16 protein-coding genes are annotated in these 15,347 nt (G+C 72.7%); 5 read left to right on the top strand and 11 right to left on the bottom strand.

The window, feature by feature from the left end; all coding sequences use genetic code 11:
• Positions 1-52 precede the first annotated feature (52 nt).
• From ACIREE_RS14805 to ACIREE_RS14820, 4 genes are all read right to left on the bottom strand, one after another.
• Positions 53-1,240: a cytochrome P450 gene (locus tag ACIREE_RS14805; RefSeq protein ID WP_404151013.1), complete on the bottom strand. Its 1,188-nt coding sequence runs from the start codon at positions 1,238-1,240 to the stop codon at positions 53-55.
• Positions 1,241-1,280: 40 nt separating this feature from the next.
• Complete coding sequence (locus tag ACIREE_RS14810; RefSeq protein ID WP_404151015.1) at positions 1,281-2,531, bottom strand: ROK family protein; 1,251 nt, start codon at positions 2,529-2,531, stop codon at positions 1,281-1,283.
• A 102-nt stretch (positions 2,532-2,633) separates the two neighbouring features.
• Positions 2,634-3,296 carry a response regulator gene (locus ACIREE_RS14815; RefSeq protein ID WP_404151017.1) on the bottom strand — a complete coding sequence of 221 codons (663 nt, stop codon included), beginning with the start codon at positions 3,294-3,296 and terminating at the stop codon, positions 2,634-2,636.
• A gap of 44 nt (positions 3,297-3,340) precedes the next feature.
• Positions 3,341-4,630: a sensor histidine kinase gene (locus tag ACIREE_RS14820; protein WP_404151019.1), complete on the bottom strand. Its 1,290-nt coding sequence runs from the start codon at positions 4,628-4,630 to the stop codon at positions 3,341-3,343.
• A 178-nt stretch (positions 4,631-4,808) separates the two neighbouring features.
• Between ACIREE_RS14820 and ACIREE_RS14825 the strand changes: the two genes are divergently transcribed.
• On the top strand, positions 4,809-5,027 hold the full coding sequence (locus ACIREE_RS14825) for a hypothetical protein (protein ID WP_404151021.1): 219 nt from the start codon (positions 4,809-4,811) through the stop codon (positions 5,025-5,027).
• 39 nt (positions 5,028-5,066) lie between these two features.
• Here the strand turns inward: ACIREE_RS14825 and ACIREE_RS14830 are convergent, their stop codons facing one another.
• The gene (locus tag ACIREE_RS14830; RefSeq protein WP_404151023.1) at positions 5,067-5,483 is read right to left on the bottom strand and encodes a ribonuclease domain-containing protein; all 417 of its coding nucleotides are present in this window, start codon (positions 5,481-5,483) and stop codon (positions 5,067-5,069) included.
• Between the two features lie 125 nt (positions 5,484-5,608).
• Positions 5,609-6,217 (bottom strand): dihydrofolate reductase family protein, encoded by a 609-nt coding sequence (locus tag ACIREE_RS14835; RefSeq protein WP_404151025.1) that lies wholly within the window; start codon positions 6,215-6,217, stop codon positions 5,609-5,611.
• A gap of 223 nt (positions 6,218-6,440) precedes the next feature.
• Here ACIREE_RS14835 and ACIREE_RS14840 point away from each other — a divergent pair, with 223 nt between their 5' ends.
• Positions 6,441-7,172, top strand: coding sequence for a 3-oxoacyl-ACP reductase family protein (locus tag ACIREE_RS14840; RefSeq protein ID WP_404151027.1), 732 nt, complete (start codon positions 6,441-6,443; stop codon positions 7,170-7,172).
• A 78-nt stretch (positions 7,173-7,250) separates the two neighbouring features.
• Here ACIREE_RS14840 and alc read toward each other — a convergent pair whose 3' ends face one another.
• The gene (gene alc / locus ACIREE_RS14845) at positions 7,251-8,384 is read right to left on the bottom strand and encodes an allantoicase (protein ID WP_404151029.1); all 1,134 of its coding nucleotides are present in this window, start codon (positions 8,382-8,384) and stop codon (positions 7,251-7,253) included.
• Positions 8,385-8,388: 4 nt separating this feature from the next.
• On the bottom strand, positions 8,389-9,720 hold the full coding sequence (gene allB, locus ACIREE_RS14850; protein ID WP_404151233.1) for an allantoinase AllB: 1,332 nt from the start codon (positions 9,718-9,720) through the stop codon (positions 8,389-8,391).
• Between the two features lie 278 nt (positions 9,721-9,998).
• On the opposite strand from allB, the gene ACIREE_RS14855 reads away from it, so the two are divergent.
• Positions 9,999-10,799 (top strand): IclR family transcriptional regulator, encoded by an 801-nt coding sequence (locus ACIREE_RS14855; protein WP_404151031.1) that lies wholly within the window; start codon positions 9,999-10,001, stop codon positions 10,797-10,799.
• A 189-nt stretch (positions 10,800-10,988) separates the two neighbouring features.
• On the opposite strand, the gene ACIREE_RS14860 is transcribed toward ACIREE_RS14855, so the two are convergent.
• Positions 10,989-11,663, bottom strand: a complete 675-nt coding sequence (locus tag ACIREE_RS14860; RefSeq protein ID WP_404151033.1) for an ABC transporter ATP-binding protein — start codon at positions 11,661-11,663, stop codon at positions 10,989-10,991.
• Complete coding sequence (locus tag ACIREE_RS14865; RefSeq protein WP_404151035.1) at positions 11,660-12,736, bottom strand: ABC transporter permease; 1,077 nt, start codon at positions 12,734-12,736, stop codon at positions 11,660-11,662. Before ACIREE_RS14865 ends, ACIREE_RS14860 begins: the two co-directional genes overlap by 4 nt.
• Before the next feature lie 136 nt (positions 12,737-12,872).
• On the opposite strand from ACIREE_RS14865, the gene ACIREE_RS14870 reads away from it, so the two are divergent.
• Positions 12,873-14,057, top strand: a complete 1,185-nt coding sequence (locus tag ACIREE_RS14870; protein ID WP_404151037.1) for a sensor histidine kinase — start codon at positions 12,873-12,875, stop codon at positions 14,055-14,057.
• Positions 14,054-14,680, top strand: a complete 627-nt coding sequence (locus ACIREE_RS14875; RefSeq protein WP_404151039.1) for a response regulator — start codon at positions 14,054-14,056, stop codon at positions 14,678-14,680. Before ACIREE_RS14870 ends, ACIREE_RS14875 begins: the two co-directional genes overlap by 4 nt.
• Before the next feature lie 10 nt (positions 14,681-14,690).
• Here the strand turns inward: ACIREE_RS14875 and ACIREE_RS14880 are convergent, their stop codons facing one another.
• Entirely contained in the window at positions 14,691-15,287 is a 597-nt protein-coding gene (locus ACIREE_RS14880; protein ID WP_404151041.1) for a universal stress protein, read from the bottom strand.
• Positions 15,288-15,347: the final 60 nt, after the last annotated feature.

Raw genomic sequence — 15,347 nt, forward strand, 5'->3', positions numbered from 1 at the left:
CTGGCGGGGTTGCTTTTCGGCGGCGTCGCTCGCGGCTGACGGAACGTCGGCTCTACCAGCGCACCGGCAGCTCCCGGACTCCGCGCATCAGCACTCCCGGCAGCCAGGTGTCCGGTGCGCCGTCCAGGGCCAGGTCCGGGCAGCGCTCCAGCAGGGAGCGGATCGCCGTGCGGCCCTCGATGCGGGCCAGGGGGGCGCCCAGGCAGAAGTGGATGCCGTGGCCGAACGCCATGTGCCCGCGCGCGTCGCGGCGGAAGTCGAAGTCGTCGGGGTGCGCGAAGCGGTCCGGGTCGCGGTCCGCCGAGCCGATGCCGATCAGGACGGGCGCGTCCGCCGGGATCAGCACGCCGTCGATCTCGACGGGGCCCGCGGCGAAGCGGTGGGTGGCGGTCTCCACCGGGCCGTCGTAGCGGAGCATCTCCTCCACCGCGCCGTCGAGGAGGCTCATGTCCGCGCGCAGGGCGGCCAGTTGATCGGGGTGCGAGAGCAGCGCGCGTACGCCGTTGCCGATCAGGTTCACCGTCGTCTCGTGGCCCGCGACCAGCAGCAGGAACGCCATGCCGCGCAGCTCGGACGGGGAGAGCCGGTCACCGTCCTCCGCGGTGGTCCTGATGAGCGCGCTCAACAGGTCGTCGGCCGGCTCCGAGCAGCGCTTGTCCTCGATCAACGCGTCGAGGAACTCGGCCAGTTCGACATAGACGTCCGACTCGTCGCCGCTCGTCGGCGCGACCACCTGCGTCGACATCCGGCGGAAGCGGTCCCGGTCGATGTCGGGAACGCCGAGCAGCTCGCAGATGACGACGAGCGGGAGCGGGAAGGCCAGCGCCGCGATCAGGTCGGCGGAGCCCCGCGGCACCATGTCGTCGAGCAGCTCGTCCGTGATCTTCTGAATGCGCGGCACGAGCCCGGCGACCCGGCGCGCGGTGAACTCCCGGGTGACCAGGGAGCGCAGCCTGCCGTGCTCGGGCGCGTCCGCGAAGAGCAGATGCCGCCCGATGACGTCGTCGTCGAAGCCCCAGGGCGGGGATTTGACCAGGCGCGGGTCGGTGAACGCGGCCCGGGACGCCTCGTGCCCGACGATCAGGTAGAGCTCCTCCTGGGGCCCCGGGCCCGGCGTGCGCACACGGTGCACGGTGCCGCGCCTGCGCAGCGCGTCGTACACGGGGTACGGGTCGGCGTAGAACGACCGCGCGCTGTCCGCGAATTCACCGAGGTCGACGATCTCGCTCAGGTCTGCCATGGCCGCGTGCTCCCGTCCTCGTCCCGCCACCGCACTGCTCTCACCCCATCCAACTCGCCCTGCCCACGATCCGTTCCCGCTCGGCCCCGCCGGTCTCCAGGAACCGGGCGAGCGGCAGCGTCGCCGCGCCGACCGTGACCGCGTCGGCGCCGAGGCGGCCGAGTTCGACGGTGGTCTGCGCGAACGGGTGGCGCAGCGCGTACGCGGCGGCGGCCCGGCGCACCGGTTCGATGAGCCGTGGGCCGAGCAGCAGGCCGGCCCAGCCGCCGAGGACGATCCGCTCCGGGTTGAAGAGGTTGACCAGGTCGGCGATGCCCGCGCCGAGGAACTCGGCGGTCTCGTCGAGGAGTTGGCCGGTGCCGGGGGCGGCCAGGAGTTCGGCGAGCGCGCCCTCCTCGTCCGGCGACGTCCAGGTGCCGCCCGTCTCCCGCCACCGTTCGAGGAGCGCCTCCGCGCCGACGTACGCCTCCAGGCAGCCGCGGGACCCGCACCGGCAGGGCCGCCCGCCGACCTGGAGGACGGTGTGGCCCCACTCCCCCGCGCTGCTGGAGGAGCCCTGGTAGGGCACGCCGTCGGCGATCACGCAGGCGCCGACGCCGGAGCCGATGAGGGTGATCACCGCGTTGCGGGCGCCGCGGCCCGCTCCGAACCACATCTCGGCGCGGCCGAGGGTCTTGGCGCCGTTGTCCACGAACAGCGGGGTCTCCGGCGGGAGTTCGCCGGCCGCGCGCAGCATCGCTTCCAGGGGCACGGCCGCCCAGCCGATGGTCTGGCCGTGCACGACGGCGCCGGACGCGCCCGAGGCGTCCACTATGCCGGGCACTCCGACACCGACGCCGATGAGCGACGCGGGCCGCACATCGGCCCCGGCCAGGACCTGGGTGAGGCCGCCCGCGATGAGACGTACGACCTCATCGGCGTCGTACGTGCCGTCCGGCGCCGCGACGGGCAACGGGGCTTCCACGCGCGCGAGTTCGCTCAGCGACAGGTCGAACAGCTCGACGCGGACCCGGGTCTCGCCGACGTCCACCCCGACGACGTGCCCGCTGCCGGGCGTGACGCGCAGCAGGGTACGCGGGCGGCCGCCGTCGGAGTCCACGGAGCCCGCCTCCTCCACGAGCCCCTCGGCGACCAGCTCGGCGACGACATTGCTGATGGAGCCCGAGCTGAGGGCCGTGAGCGGGCCCAACTCCTGTCTGCTGAGCGGTCCGTCGAAGTAGAGCTTGCTCAGTACGGTGGCCCGGTTGTTGCGGCGCAGATCGCGCACCGTACGCCGACGTGGTCCTGCCATCCTTCGCTCCACCCCTCGACCCCTTCACCCCAACACTTAGAGCATGTCTTTGATCACGGTGTGAAATTTACCGTGATTCCCCGGCCTGCCAGGTACGGACGGTCAGGTGTCGAGCAGGCCCGCGTCGTGGACGAGCAGCGCGATCTGTACGCGGTTGTTGAGGTCGAGCTTGGTCATGATGCGGGAGACGTGCGCCTTGACGGTGGCGACGCTCAGGTAGAGGGTCGCGGCGATCTCCGCGTTGGACTTGCCGCGGCCGATCTCGACGGCGACGTCGCGCTCGCGGTCGGCCAGGCCCGTCAGGCGGCGCCGGGCGCCCGCTGCGCGGACGTCGCGCTCGGAGGCCGCGGCGTGGGTCATCAGCTGGCGGGTCACGGCGGGCGAGAGTACGGGGTCGCCCGCCACGACGCTGCGCACGGCGTCGAGGATCTCGGCGGGCGTGGCGTCCTTGAGGACGAAGCCGGCGGCGCCCGCGCGCAGCGCCCGTAGTACCTGCTCGTCCGCGTGGAACGTGGTGAGGACGACCACTTCGGGGGCGTCCGCGCGCGCCCGCAACCGTTCGGTGGCCGTGAGCCCGTCCATGTTCGGCATGCGGATGTCCATGAGGACGATGTCGGGCCGGACCGTACCGGCGACCGCGAGGGCCTCTTCGCCGTCGGCCGCCTCACCGACGATCTCGACGTCCCGCGCGCCGCCCAGCATCAGGGTCAGGCCCGAGCGGACCAGCGGGTCGTCGTCGACGAGCAGCAAACGGATCGCGTTCATGGGCCCCACCGTAGCCAAGCCGGGATCATCGTCGTGCGGGCCGGTCAGCCGCTCCACGGCAGCCAGGCCCGGACGACGAACCCGCCGTCGGGTGCCGGTCCGTGGTCGAGGCGGCCGCCCGCGAGGACGGCCCGTTCGGTCAGGCCGATCAGCCCCTGCCCGGAGCCGGGGACGTGCGGTACCTCGCCGGGCGGTGGCGGGTTGCTGACCGTGACGGTGAGGCCGTCGCCGCAGGCGCCGTCGACGGTGACCGCCACCTCGGCGCCGGGCGCGTGCTTGCGGGCGTTGGTCAGGCCCTCCTGCGCGATGCGGTAGGCGGTGCGGCCCGTGGAGGCGGGCACGGCCGCCGGATCGGTGACGTGCTGGTCGAGGCCGACCTTCATGCCGGCCTCGCGGGACTTGGCGACCAGGGTCTCCAGGGCGGCGAGCGTGGGCTGGGGGCGGCCGGAGTCCTCGCCGTGGTCGGCGGCGCGCAGCACGCCGATGATCTCGCGCAGGTCCTGCAGTGCTTCGTGCGCGCTCTCCCGGATGACACCCGCGGCCCGGACGATCTCGGCCTGGGGCGCGTCGGGCCGGAACTCCAGGGCGCCCGCGTGCACGCTCAGCAGCGTCAGGCGGTGGGCCAGGACGTCGTGCATCTCGCGGGCGATGGCCTCACGGGCGAGCCGCTGGGCCCGTTCGGCGCGGAGCGCCGCCTCGGTCTCGGCGCGGTGCGCGCGGTCCCGCAGCGACAGCAGGAGCTGGCGCCGGGAGCGTACGTACATGCCCCAGCCGACACAGGTCGCCGCGATGATCACAGCGAAGGCGACCGAGACCAGGTAGGGCGAGCTCGGGTCGGGGCGGACCGCCAAGTACACCGGGACCAGCGCCATGGAGACGCCGGCGACCCAGCCCACGTAGCGGAACGGGCGGTGGACGGCCAGCGTGAAGACGGAGATCGCCACCGCGCCGCCCGCGCTGTCGGACAGGACGCTGACCGGCACCATCGCGAGGGCGAAGCCGAGCGGCCAGCGGCGGCGCAGCCAGACCGCGGCGCAGGCCAGGGCGCCCACGAGCTGGTCGATGGTGGCGAAGTCGTGCGAGATGTTCGGGTTCCGGTCGAGCTGGTCGGCGGCGATCATGCCGATGCCGACGGCGATGAGGAAGCAGCTGAAGTCGACGATCCAGTCCCGGGCGGTGCGCCGTCGGCGGCCGGGGCGGCCGTCCGGGTCGAGGTCGAGTTCACCGGCCGCGGCCGGTGGCCGCTGTCGGCGGCGCCACCGCGGCGGCGGCCCGACCGCGTCCTCGGGGGTTCCCGCCCGTTCGGGGGTTCCCGTCTGCTCCGATGCCTCCATGGTCGACAAATCTACGCATCGCCGGGGCCCCGTACCGCCCGAGCGGACGGAAGACGACCAAAGTCGCGAGGCGAACGACTTTGGTCGGCCCCCGGTCGCCCGGGGAGCGACTTGCTGCCTGCGTGCCTCGCCCCGCGGCCGATGTGAGTGGGGGGTCCGCGGGGCGAGAGTTCCTGGCATGAACAAGAACCAGTTGCGGCAGGGCCTCGAGATCGTCGGCGGCCTCGCGCTGATCCAGGGTGCGGTCGGCCTGATCCACGAATTCACCGGCTGGCTCGGCTGGGGCCTGATCCAGCACATCGGCTTCCTCGACGGCCGCGAGGTGTACGGCAGCATCGCGCTGATCGTGCTCGCGATCGCCTTGTTCGCGGCCGCCGAGAGCCAGAAGACGAGCTAGAGACCCGGGCGGAACCAGAGACTCGGACGAGCCGGAGACTCAGCAGTCGTGGTCGACGAGGTCGAACGATTCGTAGTGGTCGGCCGTGTAGTAGTCCTGGCTCGCCGAGCCGGTGACGATGCGGCGGGCGCCGCGGTCGGAGGAGCCCGGCGTGATGACCGTGTACTCGTGGTAGTAGCCGGTGGACTGCGACGGCAGGACGCCCTCGCGGTTCTGGAAGACGACGCCGTCCTGGTCGTACGGGTACGGGCCGCCCTGCGCGATGAGGTCCAGGGTGTCGTGCGCCTGCGACGGCAGGGCGGAGTAGCAGATGTCGCCGACCGCGGCGGCGGAGCCCATGGAGGCGGAGGCGGCCACAGGAGCGGGGGCGGCCTGTGCGGTGGCTGTGAGGGGACCGCCGACGAAGAGAGCGGCGGCGAGGGCAGCGACGCTGATGAAGCGTGGGGGAATCTTCATGCCCCTAGTGTGACGCGCGTAGACGGGTACACGTCAACACCAACTACAGCTTGTTTTCCATGAGTTAACTTGCCGCCCCTCGCCCCGGCCTGCGTCGGGCCGGCCCGACGCAGGCGCACCGACCATCAGAAACTGCCGTACGCGGGGCGCCCTTCGAGGTCGTACGAGGAGATGACGACGCCCTTGCTGGTGACGCGGGTGGCCGCGTGCCGGAAGGCGGTGGGCACGGGCCCGTCCCCGAAGAGGCGCTTGCCGGTGCCGAGCACGACCGGGAACGTCAGCAGGTGCAGGGTGTCGATCAGGTCGTGCCTGAGCAGGTACGCGGCGAGTGCGCCGCTGCCGTGGATCTGCAGCTCGCGGCCCGGCTGCTCCTTGAGCGCGGTGACGTCCTTGACGAGGTCAGTGCCGCCGATGAACCGGGTACCGGCCCAGTCGCCGCTGGTCAGCGTCTTGCTGGCGACGTACTTCGGCAGGGCGTTGAGCTTGCCGGCCACCGGGTCCGACGGATCGGTGTGCTGCGGCCAGTACCCGGCGAAGATGTCGTACGTGCGGCGGCCGAGCAGGAACGCGTCGACCCGCCCGAAGTTCTCGGTGACGAAGGTGCCGAAGTCCTCGTCGTCGTACGGGAACGACCAGCCGCCGTGCTCGAAGGCGCCGGAGCGGTCCTCCTCGGGGCCGCCGGGCGCCTGGTACACGCCGTCCAGGGTGACGAACTGGGTGAGGGTGAGCTTCATGGCGGGCTCCGTCTGGTGAAAGGTGAACGTGCATGCGGACGCTTCTGCCCTTGAAGACCTGCCCTCCGCCCGGAACTCATCGGTCCCCGCACCTGGTCTCCCCCTCCGGTCCCCCTCAGATCTCAGCGTCCGATTGCCGCCAGCTTCCGCCCGCGTACGCCGCTGTACTCGAACCCAGGACGGCAGAACAGCAGAACGGCAACCGATGACCTCAGGAGAGATCATGAACAGCAAGGTGGCTCTGGTGACCGGCGGCAGCCGCGGCGTGGGTGCGGCGACGGCGCTGCGGCTCGCGGAGGACGGCTTCGACGTGGCGGTCACCTACGTCCAGGGCAAGGAGGCCGCCGATGAGGTGGTCCGACGGGTCGAGGCCCTGGGGCGGCGCGGCCTCGCGGTGCGCGCCGACTCGGCGGACGCGGGCGAGGCGGCGGACGCGGTGTCGCTGACCACGGACCGGCTCGGGCGCCTGGACGTCCTCGTCAACAACGTCGGCATCGGCGTCCTCGGCCCGCTGGAGAGCCTGACCCTCGCCGACGTGGACCGGGTGCTCGCCGTGAACGTACGCGGCGTCTTCCTCGCCTCGCAGGCCGCGGCCCCGGTCATGGACACGGGCGGCCGCATCGTCACGATCGGCACCTGCATGGCCAAGTACGTACCGGGACCGGGTGGCACGCTCTACGCGATGAGCAAGTCGGCCCTGATCGGCCTGACGAAGGCGCTGGCCAGGGAGCTCGGCGCGCGCGGCATCACGGCGAACATCGTCCACCCGGGCCCGATCGACACGGACATGAACCCGGCGGACGGCCCGTACGCGTCGGGCCAGGCGGAGATGACGGCGCTCGGCCGGTTCGGCACGGCGGACGAGGTGGCCCGGACGGTGGCGTACCTGGCGGGTCCCGCGGCCACGTACGTGACGGGCGCGGAGCTCGCGGTGGACGGCGGGCACGCCGCGTAGGCAGGCGGGCACGACCGTGCGGGGCACACCGGTGCTGTCGGGCCGGCGTGCCCCGCACGTCCTTGCGGGGGGGGGAGCCTACGCACCCAACTCCGCGTATTGGGCCGCGAGTTGGGAAGCTCCCTGATCCGTGAGGGAGCCGAACAGGCGCAGCCGCGAGATGCCGCCGTCGGGGAAGATGTCGACGCGCGCGTGGGTGCCGACGGCCGGGGCGTCGAGCACGAAGCGGTGGTTCGTGTCGGGCTGGAGGCGGGTGCGGGGCAGGACCTCGACCCAGTCGCCGTCCCCGCTCTCGGAGACGTCCCTGACGGAGACGGACGCCCAGCCGGCGCTGTTGCCCTTCAGGTACGCCGTGTCGATCTCCAGGGCGCGGATCTGTGCCTGGGCGACGAGGCGGTAGCTGATCCAGTCGTTGCCGTTGTCGCGGCGGCGCCGGGTCTCCCAGCCGTCGTCCATCTTGCGGGAGTAACCCGGCTGGATGGTGTTGGAGGCGGGCGAGTAGAAGAGGTTCGAGGCGTCCTCGGCGCGGCCGCCGTTGGCCAGGGCGACGACGTCGAACGTGCCGAGCGTGGCGAGCCACTCCGGGTCCGGGACGACCTCGCCGTACACGCGCAGGCGGGCGATGCCGCCGTCGGGGTGCTGGTTGACGCGCAGGTGCGTGAAGCGCTGCTCGGCGTCGACCTCGAAGCCGTTGGCCGCGTGGCCGCCGACTGCCGTGCGGGGGACGAGGGTGGTCCACTTCACGTCGGGGGCGAGCAGTTCGTCGGGCGTCGGCGCGCCCGCCACCGTGGCCGCCTCGACCGAGACCGCCTGCGGGTAGTTGCCGCGGAAGTGGGCCGTGTCGACGACGATGCCGCGGATCACGCCGGGGGCGCCGAGCCGGACGAGCGCCCAGTCGTGGTCATCGGCGGTGGGCCACGGGTGGTCGGCGCCGGTGCCGCGGCGACGGCGGGTCTCCCAGCCGTCCATGATCTTGCCCTTGTGGCCGAAGTGCTCCGGGTCGAACTCGGCGGGCCCGGCCACGAGGAGGTTCTCGCGCTGCGCGAAGAACTCGTCGTTCGCGGCGATCACCCCGGCGCCGAGCGTGCGCGCCGCGAGGTCGACGTACCGGGTGAACGGGAAGTCGGCGGTGCGGTAGTCGGCGTACGGGTCGCCGCCGCCGAAGGGGCTGGCGTCGCCGGTGAAGCGGGGTATCTCGGAGGATGCGGCCACGGTTCTACTTGGTCCTTTCGAGCAGCTTGCCCTGCGGGGCGGTGAACTCGCCGTCGGCGACGATGCGTTCGCCGCGCAGCCAGGTCGACTTGACGACGCCGTGCAGCGTCTTGCCCGCGTAGGCGGTGACACGGTTGCGGTGCTGGAGCGCGGCCGGGTCGACGGTGAAGGTCTCGTCGGGGGCGAGCACCGCGAAGTCGGCGTCGCGGCCGACGGCGATGGCGCCCTTGCGGTCGTCGAGGCCGACCAGCTCCGAGGTGCGGGACGACATCCAGCGGACCACGTCGTCGAGGGAGTACCCGCGCTCGCGGGCCGCGGTCCAGATGGCGGAGAGGCTGAGCTGGAGGCCGGAGATGCCGCCCCACGCGGTGGCGAAGTCGTCGGTCTTCAGCTCGGCGGTGGACGGCGAGTGGTCGGTGACGACGCAGTCGATGGTGCCGTCGGCGAGCGCCTGCCAGAGGAGGTCCTGGTTGGCGGCCTCGCGGATCGGCGGGCAGCACTTGAACTCGCTTGCCCCGTCCGGGACTTCCTCGGCGGTGAGCGTGAGGTAGTGCGGGCACGTCTCGACGGTCAGCTTGACGCCCTCGGCCTTGGCGGCGGCGATCAGCGGCAGCGCGTCGGAGGAGGACAGGTGCAGGATGTGGACGCGGGCGCCGATCCGCTTGGCGGTCTCGATGAGTCCCTTGATCGCGGCGTCCTCGGAGATACGCGGCCGGGTCGCGAGGTAGTCGTCGTACTTGGGGCCGTGGGTGTGCGGGGCCGCGTCCAGCTCGTGCGGGTCCTCGGCGTGCACGATGAGCAGGCCCCCGTCGGCGCCGAAGCCGGCGATCTCGGCCATGGAGGCGGTGAGCCGGTCGCTGTCCAGGTGCGGGAACTCGTCGACGCCGGACGGCGACAGGAAGCACTTGAAGCCGAAGACGCCGGCGTCGTGCAGTGGCCGCAGGTCCTTGACGTTGTCGGGCAGGGCGCCGCCCCAGAAGCCGACGTCGATGTGCGCCTTGGCGGCGGCGACCTCCTGCTTCGTACGGAGGTTGGCGACGCTGGTGGTCGGCGGCAGGGAGTTCAGCGGCATGTCGACGAGGGTCGTGATGCCGCCGGCCGCGGCGGCGCGGGTGGCGGTCCAGAAGCCCTCCCACTCGGTGCGCCCCGGGTCGTTCACGTGGACGTGCGTGTCCACGATGCCGGGCAGCAGCGCGTGGTCGCCGAAGTCCTCGACACGGGCGCCGGCCGGTACCTCCGCGTCGTGCGCGAGCACCGCGACGATCTTGCCCGCGGCGACGGCGACCGACGCGGGCCGCGTACCGTCGGGGGTGATGACGCGGGTCGAGCGCAGCATCAGTTCGACTTCGACGTCCGACACCCTGGACCTCCTCTGTTCCGACGTTCTATTTCAACGTTCTGTTGAAGGAGTCTTCACTCCTCGTTCGCGGTCCGTCAAGGGTCCGCCGCGCCCACCGGGCGCCTCGCGCGACCTCTGGACGTTTCCACAAAGTGGAATTATTATTCCGATAGGCAGAATGTAGCTACCGACGAACTTCGAGGTCAAGGGATCACCGGCCGGGAACCCGCCGGTAGGCTGCAGCATCACCCGCTTGTCCTCGAAAGGAACGCGCTGTGCCGACGTCCGACGCCAGCACCACTGATGCCGCCAAGTCCGCGCCCAGCGGTGGTGTGCAGTCCCTCGAGCGCGCCTTCGACCTCCTGGAGCGGATGGCCGACGCCGGCGGCGAGGTGGGCCTCAGCGAACTCTCCGCGAGCAGCGGTCTCCCCCTGCCCACGATCCACCGCCTGATGCGGACCCTGGTCTCCTGCGGCTACGTACGCCAGCAGCCCAACCGCCGCTACGCGCTCGGCCCGCGCCTGATCCGCCTCGGCGAGTCCTCCGCGCGCCTGCTCGGCACCTGGGCGCGTCCCTATCTCGCCCGGCTCGTCGAGGAGACCGGCGAGACGGCGAACATGGCGCTGCTCGACGGGGACGAGATCGTCTACGTCGCCCAGGTGCCCTCCAAGCACTCGATGCGGATGTTCACCGAGGTCGGACGCCGGGTGCTGCCGCACTCCACCGGCGTGGGCAAGGCGCTGCTCGCGCACACGCCCGCCGACGAGGTGCGCTCGCTGCTCGCGCGGACCGGGATGCCGGCGGCGACGGAGAAGACGATCACCACGGCCGACGGTTTCCTCGACGCGCTGGAGGAGGTGCGCCGCTCCGGGTACGCGGTCGACGACAACGAGCAGGAGATCGGCGTGCGCTGCCTCGCCGTCCCGGTGCCCAACTCGCCCACGGCGGCGGCCATTTCGATCTCCGGCCCGGCGGGACGCGTCACGGAGGCGGCCACGGACAAGATCGTGCCGGTGCTTCAGCAGGTGGCCCGCGAATTGTCGGAGGCGCTGGCCAGCTCGGGCGCCGCGTCTTAGCAGTCGCGTGTGCCGGGTTGCGGTGCGTTGCCGAGCGCGGCCTTCGTCGTGACGTCTCGCGCAGTTCCCCGCGCCCCTGAAGGCATGCGGCTTCGCCGCGCCTTCAGGACGAAATGCCGCACGCAGTGCGCATTTCAGGGGCGCGGGGAACTGCGCGACCAGCCCCCACCGGCCCGCGGTCGGCAACGCTCACCCGACACCCGTCAGACATCCGTCCACCATCTCCACCACCTGATCGGCGAAGCCCAACCGCCCCCGGTCATGCGTGACCAGCACCGTCGCAACCCCCCGCTCCCGGGTCAGCAGCGCGAGCAACTCCAGTACGGCAGAACCCCGTTCAAAATCCAGCGCACTGGTCGGCTCGTCCACCAACAGCACCCGCGGCGCGTTCACCAGCGCCCGCGCGATATTGACCCGCTGGCGCTGACCGCCGGAGAGTTGGTGGGGCCGCCGATGGGCCAGGCCGCCCAGGCCCACCGCGTCCAGCAACTCCGCGGCGCGGCCCCGTACTTCACGGGGGCGGCGGCCGTCCAGGTGCGCCATGACCTGGAGCTGTTCAAGCGCGGTCAGGGACGGCAGCAGGTTGGGCTGCTGGAACACGATGCCGACGGCGCGGCGGCGCAGCTCCGCCGCCGCGGCCCGGCTCAGCCCCGTCGCCGCGGTCCCGTCGATCAGCACGCGCCCGCTGTCGGGGGTGACCAGGGTCGCGGCGACCGCGAGGAGGCTGGACTTGCCGGAACCCGATGGACCCACCACGGCGCTCACCGTCCCGGCGGGGACCGTCAGACTCACCCGGTCAAGGGCCGTCAGCCGGCCCTCCCCGTCGGCGTAGGTGAGGGTGATGTCGTCGAGCTGCAGGGTCATCGGGCGCTCCCGAGTGCGGTGAGGGGGTCGACGGCGGTGATCCGCCGGATGGACAGGGCGGCGCCGCAGACGCCGAGGACGGTCATGACGGCGGCGGGGCCGACGCTGGTCAGCGGCTCCAGCACGAACGGCACGCTGTCCGGCACGAACGCCCCGATGAGCGCGGCGAGGGCGGTTCCCACGGCGGTGCCGCCGACGAGCAGCACGACGGCCTGGCCGAGCGCGTCCCGCAGCAGATAGGACGTGGAGGAGCCGAGCGCCTTCAGGACGGCGATGTCGCCGCTGCGCTGGATCGTCCACACCGTGAAGAACGCCCCGATGACGAGGGCCGAGATGGCGAACAGGAAGCCGCGCATCAGCTGCAGCGAGCCGTTCTCGGCCTGGTAGGACCCTATGGCTTCGAGGGCGCCCGGCACGGTCGTGGTCGAGGTGCCCGCGGCCCGGTCGGCGCGCGCCGCGTCGTATTCCGAGGTGGTGTCGAGGGCGACGACGGTGGCCTGCTCGCCGCTTCCTGCGGCGCGGGGCGCGAGCGCCTGCCAGTCGCCGAGGTCGGTCCAGACGACCGGGGTGTGGCTGTAGGAGGCGTCTCCGGACACGGCCGTGACCTTCAGGGTCGTACCGCCGAGCGTGAGGGGGTCGCCCGCGCCGACGCCCAGCTCGTCGGCGGCCTTGTGCGACAGCACGGCGGTGCCGGGTGCGGTTGCGTCGGGCGCGAGGCCGGACCTCTCCTCGACGCCGAACGCGGAGACGGCCGCGGTGTGGGCGCCGGACCGCGCGTTGACGGTGCCGATGCCGAGCGGCCGCGCGCCGGTGACTCCGGGCTGCCGGGCCAGCTCCTGCCATTGCGCGCGCTGGACGGTGGAGCCGGTGAACGACACCGACTGGCCCCCGGCCGGGCGGGCGAACGCGAGGTGGTCGGCGGGCAGCCCGGTCAGCGCCGACGTGTTGTCCCGGGCCAGCCCGGCGGTCAGCCCCGACAACAGCCCCACCAGCAGCGTGATCAGTACGATCACGGTTCCCATCAGGGCGAATCTGCCCCTGGCGAACCGTAGGTCTCTCCATGCGACGAACATGGCATCCACCCTGCTGCCCCGGCCCCGCGCGGGCATCGCGCCACAGCACGCCTCACCCGAATCGAAGGGAGGACACCCCTTTCAAACTTTCGGTTGACCGGGTTCCGGCGCTCCGCTTCGTACGCTGGTGAGCAGTATGGATCCACGTTCCCTCACCCCCGCCCTGCGCGCCCTGCGCCTCTGCCTGCATCTGCTGATGGCGGGGCTGCTCGCGCTGGTCGTGGTGCGCGGCCTGGCCGGGCGCTCGCCCGAGCCGGTCGCCACTGTCGTGGCCGTGGCCGTGGTCCTGGGCGGCGTCTACGCGGCGGGCCCGCTGATCCCCGCGGTACGCGCCACGCGCTCGGGCGCCGCGTGCTGGCTCGGCGCGCTGGGCGCGGTCTGGGCGGTGCTGCTCGCGCTCTCCCCCGACGCGCTGTGGCTGGCCTTCCCGCTCTACTTCCTCCTCCTGCACCTGCTGCCCGTGCGGTGGGGCGTCCCCGCGGTGGCGCTCGCGGCGGGCGCGGCCATCGCCTCGTACATCGGACACGACGGGGGGTTCAACCCGGGCGCGTTCATCGGCCCTCTGCTCGGCGCGGCCGTCGCCGTGGCGACCGTGCTCGGCTATCAGGCGCTGTACCGGGAGAGCGAGCGGCGGCGCCGGCTCATCGAGGAACTCGTCGCGACCCGCGCCGACCTCGCCGCCGCGGAGCGCGCCGCGGGCACCCTCGCCGAGCGCGAGCGGCTCGCCCGCGAGATCCACGACACCCTCGCGCAGGGGCTGTCCTCGATCCAGTTGCTGCTGCGCGCCGCCCAGCGCGATCTGCCCGGGACCTCTCCGGCCGCCGCCCACGTCGAGCGGGCCCGGTCGACCGCGCAGGACAACCTCGCCGAGGCCCGCCGCTTCGTCCGCGCCCTCACCCCGCCCGACCTGGCGAACGGCTCCCTCGCCGGGGCCCTGGAGCGGCTGTGCGCCACGGCCGGCGGCCTGACCGCCCGCTTCACCACCAGCGGCACCCCGCTCGAACTCCCCACCCCCTACGAGGTGGCGCTGCTGCGGATCGCCCAGTCGGCGCTCGGCAACACACTGCGGCACGCGGGCGCGCGCCGCGCGGAGATCACCCTCAGCTTCATGGAGACCTCGGTGGCCCTGGACGTAGTGGACGACGGTCGCGGATTCGACCCGGATCCGGCCGTGCCCGACGGCAGCGACGGCGGATTCGGGCTGCCCGCGATGCGGGCACGGGTGCGCGCGCTCGGCGGCACGTTCACGGTCGAGTCGGCGCCCGGCCGGGGCACCGCGGTCGCCGTCACCCTGCCGGTTCCCGCCGGGGGTGGCGCGTGATCCGGCTGCTGCTCGCCGACGACCATCCCGTCGTACGTGCCGGTCTGCGGGCCGTCCTCGACGCCGAGCCGGACTTCACGATCGTCGCGGAGGCGGCCACGGCGGAGCGGGCGGTCGAGCTGGCCGCGGCCGGAGCGGTGGAGGTCGTACTGATGGACCTGCAGTTCGGCGCGGGTATGCACGGCGCCGAGGCGACCGCGCGGATCGCGGCCCTGGACGGGGCGCCGCGCGTGCTCGTCCTGACGACGTACGACACCGACGCGGACATTCTCGCGGCGGTGGAGGCCGGGGCCTCCGGCTATCTGCTGAAGGACGCGCCGCCGGAGGAACTGGCGGCCGCCGTCCGCACGGCCGCCTCCGGCCGCTCCGCGCTCGCCCCGGCGATCGCGCTCCGCCTGATGGACCGGTTGCGGGCGCCCTCCGAGGCGTTGAGCCGGCGGGAGCTTGAGGTCCTTCAGCTGGTGCGGGACGGACTGTCCAACGCGGAGATCGCTCGCCAGCTGTTCTTGAGTCAGGCCACGGTCAAGTCCCATCTGGTGCATATCTACGCGAAGTTGGGGGTTGACTCGCGGACGTCGGCCGTGGCCCGAGCTCATCAGCGAGGTTTGCTGAGACCCCGATAGGGGTGCGGGCTCAGAAGTCCGCAGGGGTCATATGGCGCAGCGCACGCAGCTCCGCCCGCCCGACCGCGCGCACCGGAACCGAAAGGACGGGGCACACCGCGTGCCGCCGGACGAAACGATGCACCCCGCTGCGGCGGCCTCGTACGCCGATGACGATGAGGTCCTCGGAGCGCGCCGCCAGGGCGGTCAGCGCGGGGCCAGGGCGGGAGCGTACGACACGGAGCGACAGGTCCGGGCCGGTCGGCGGTCCGCCCAGCGTCTCCTCGACGGCCCGCGCCAGCTCGGCGCACGCGAAGGAATGCCACTGCTCGGCCCACGCACGGTCCGGCCGGCGCCCGTACATGCCCTCGCCCTCCGGTGGCGCCCAGGCCAGCACCGCCACCAGTTCCCGCCCGGAGTTCCTCGCCTCGGCCGCCGCCGAGCGCAGGGCGACGCGGCTCGCCGGAGAGCCGCTGACGCCGACGACGACCCGGCCCGGCCGGTCCGGCGCGGCCGGGGAGCGGGGCCGGCGACGGGTTCCCCACAGACGCCCGCCCGGCGATTCCTCGGCGCGGCGCTGCATCTCGCGCTCGTACCGGTCGCTGAAGCCGCTCCTGTCGGCGTGCATGATGTGCCTCCTCGTTCCCACCCGGGCCACCTTTGGTCGGCCACTTCCGAGTCTGTAGAT

It is taken from the genome of Streptomyces sp. NPDC102467 (assembly GCF_044765445.1).
Taxonomy (GTDB): Bacteria; Actinomycetota; Actinomycetes; order Streptomycetales; family Streptomycetaceae; genus Streptomyces.

Coding starts and splice junctions, on each gene's coding strand:
- ACIREE_RS14880 (WP_404151041.1), bottom strand. CDS start 15,287: ATGCACGCCGACAGGAGCGGCTTCAGCGACCGGTACGAGCGCGAGATG.
- ACIREE_RS14810 (WP_404151015.1), bottom strand. CDS start 2,531: ATGGCAGGACCACGTCGGCGTACGGTGCGCGATCTGCGCCGCAACAAC.
- ACIREE_RS14820 (WP_404151019.1), bottom strand. CDS start 4,630: ATGGAGGCATCGGAGCAGACGGGAACCCCCGAACGGGCGGGAACCCCC.
- ACIREE_RS14825 (WP_404151021.1), top strand. CDS start 4,809: ATGAACAAGAACCAGTTGCGGCAGGGCCTCGAGATCGTCGGCGGCCTC.
- ACIREE_RS14835 (WP_404151025.1), bottom strand. CDS start 6,217: ATGAAGCTCACCCTCACCCAGTTCGTCACCCTGGACGGCGTGTACCAG.
- allB (WP_404151233.1), bottom strand. CDS start 9,720: ATGCTGCGCTCGACCCGCGTCATCACCCCCGACGGTACGCGGCCCGCG.
- ACIREE_RS14865 (WP_404151035.1), bottom strand. CDS start 12,736: ATGTTCGTCGCATGGAGAGACCTACGGTTCGCCAGGGGCAGATTCGCC.
- ACIREE_RS14840 (WP_404151027.1), top strand. CDS start 6,441: ATGAACAGCAAGGTGGCTCTGGTGACCGGCGGCAGCCGCGGCGTGGGT.
- ACIREE_RS14830 (WP_404151023.1), bottom strand. CDS start 5,483: ATGAAGATTCCCCCACGCTTCATCAGCGTCGCTGCCCTCGCCGCCGCT.
- ACIREE_RS14860 (WP_404151033.1), bottom strand. CDS start 11,663: ATGACCCTGCAGCTCGACGACATCACCCTCACCTACGCCGACGGGGAG.
- ACIREE_RS14870 (WP_404151037.1), top strand. CDS start 12,873: ATGGATCCACGTTCCCTCACCCCCGCCCTGCGCGCCCTGCGCCTCTGC.
- ACIREE_RS14815 (WP_404151017.1), bottom strand. CDS start 3,296: ATGAACGCGATCCGTTTGCTGCTCGTCGACGACGACCCGCTGGTCCGC.
- ACIREE_RS14805 (WP_404151013.1), bottom strand. CDS start 1,240: ATGGCAGACCTGAGCGAGATCGTCGACCTCGGTGAATTCGCGGACAGC.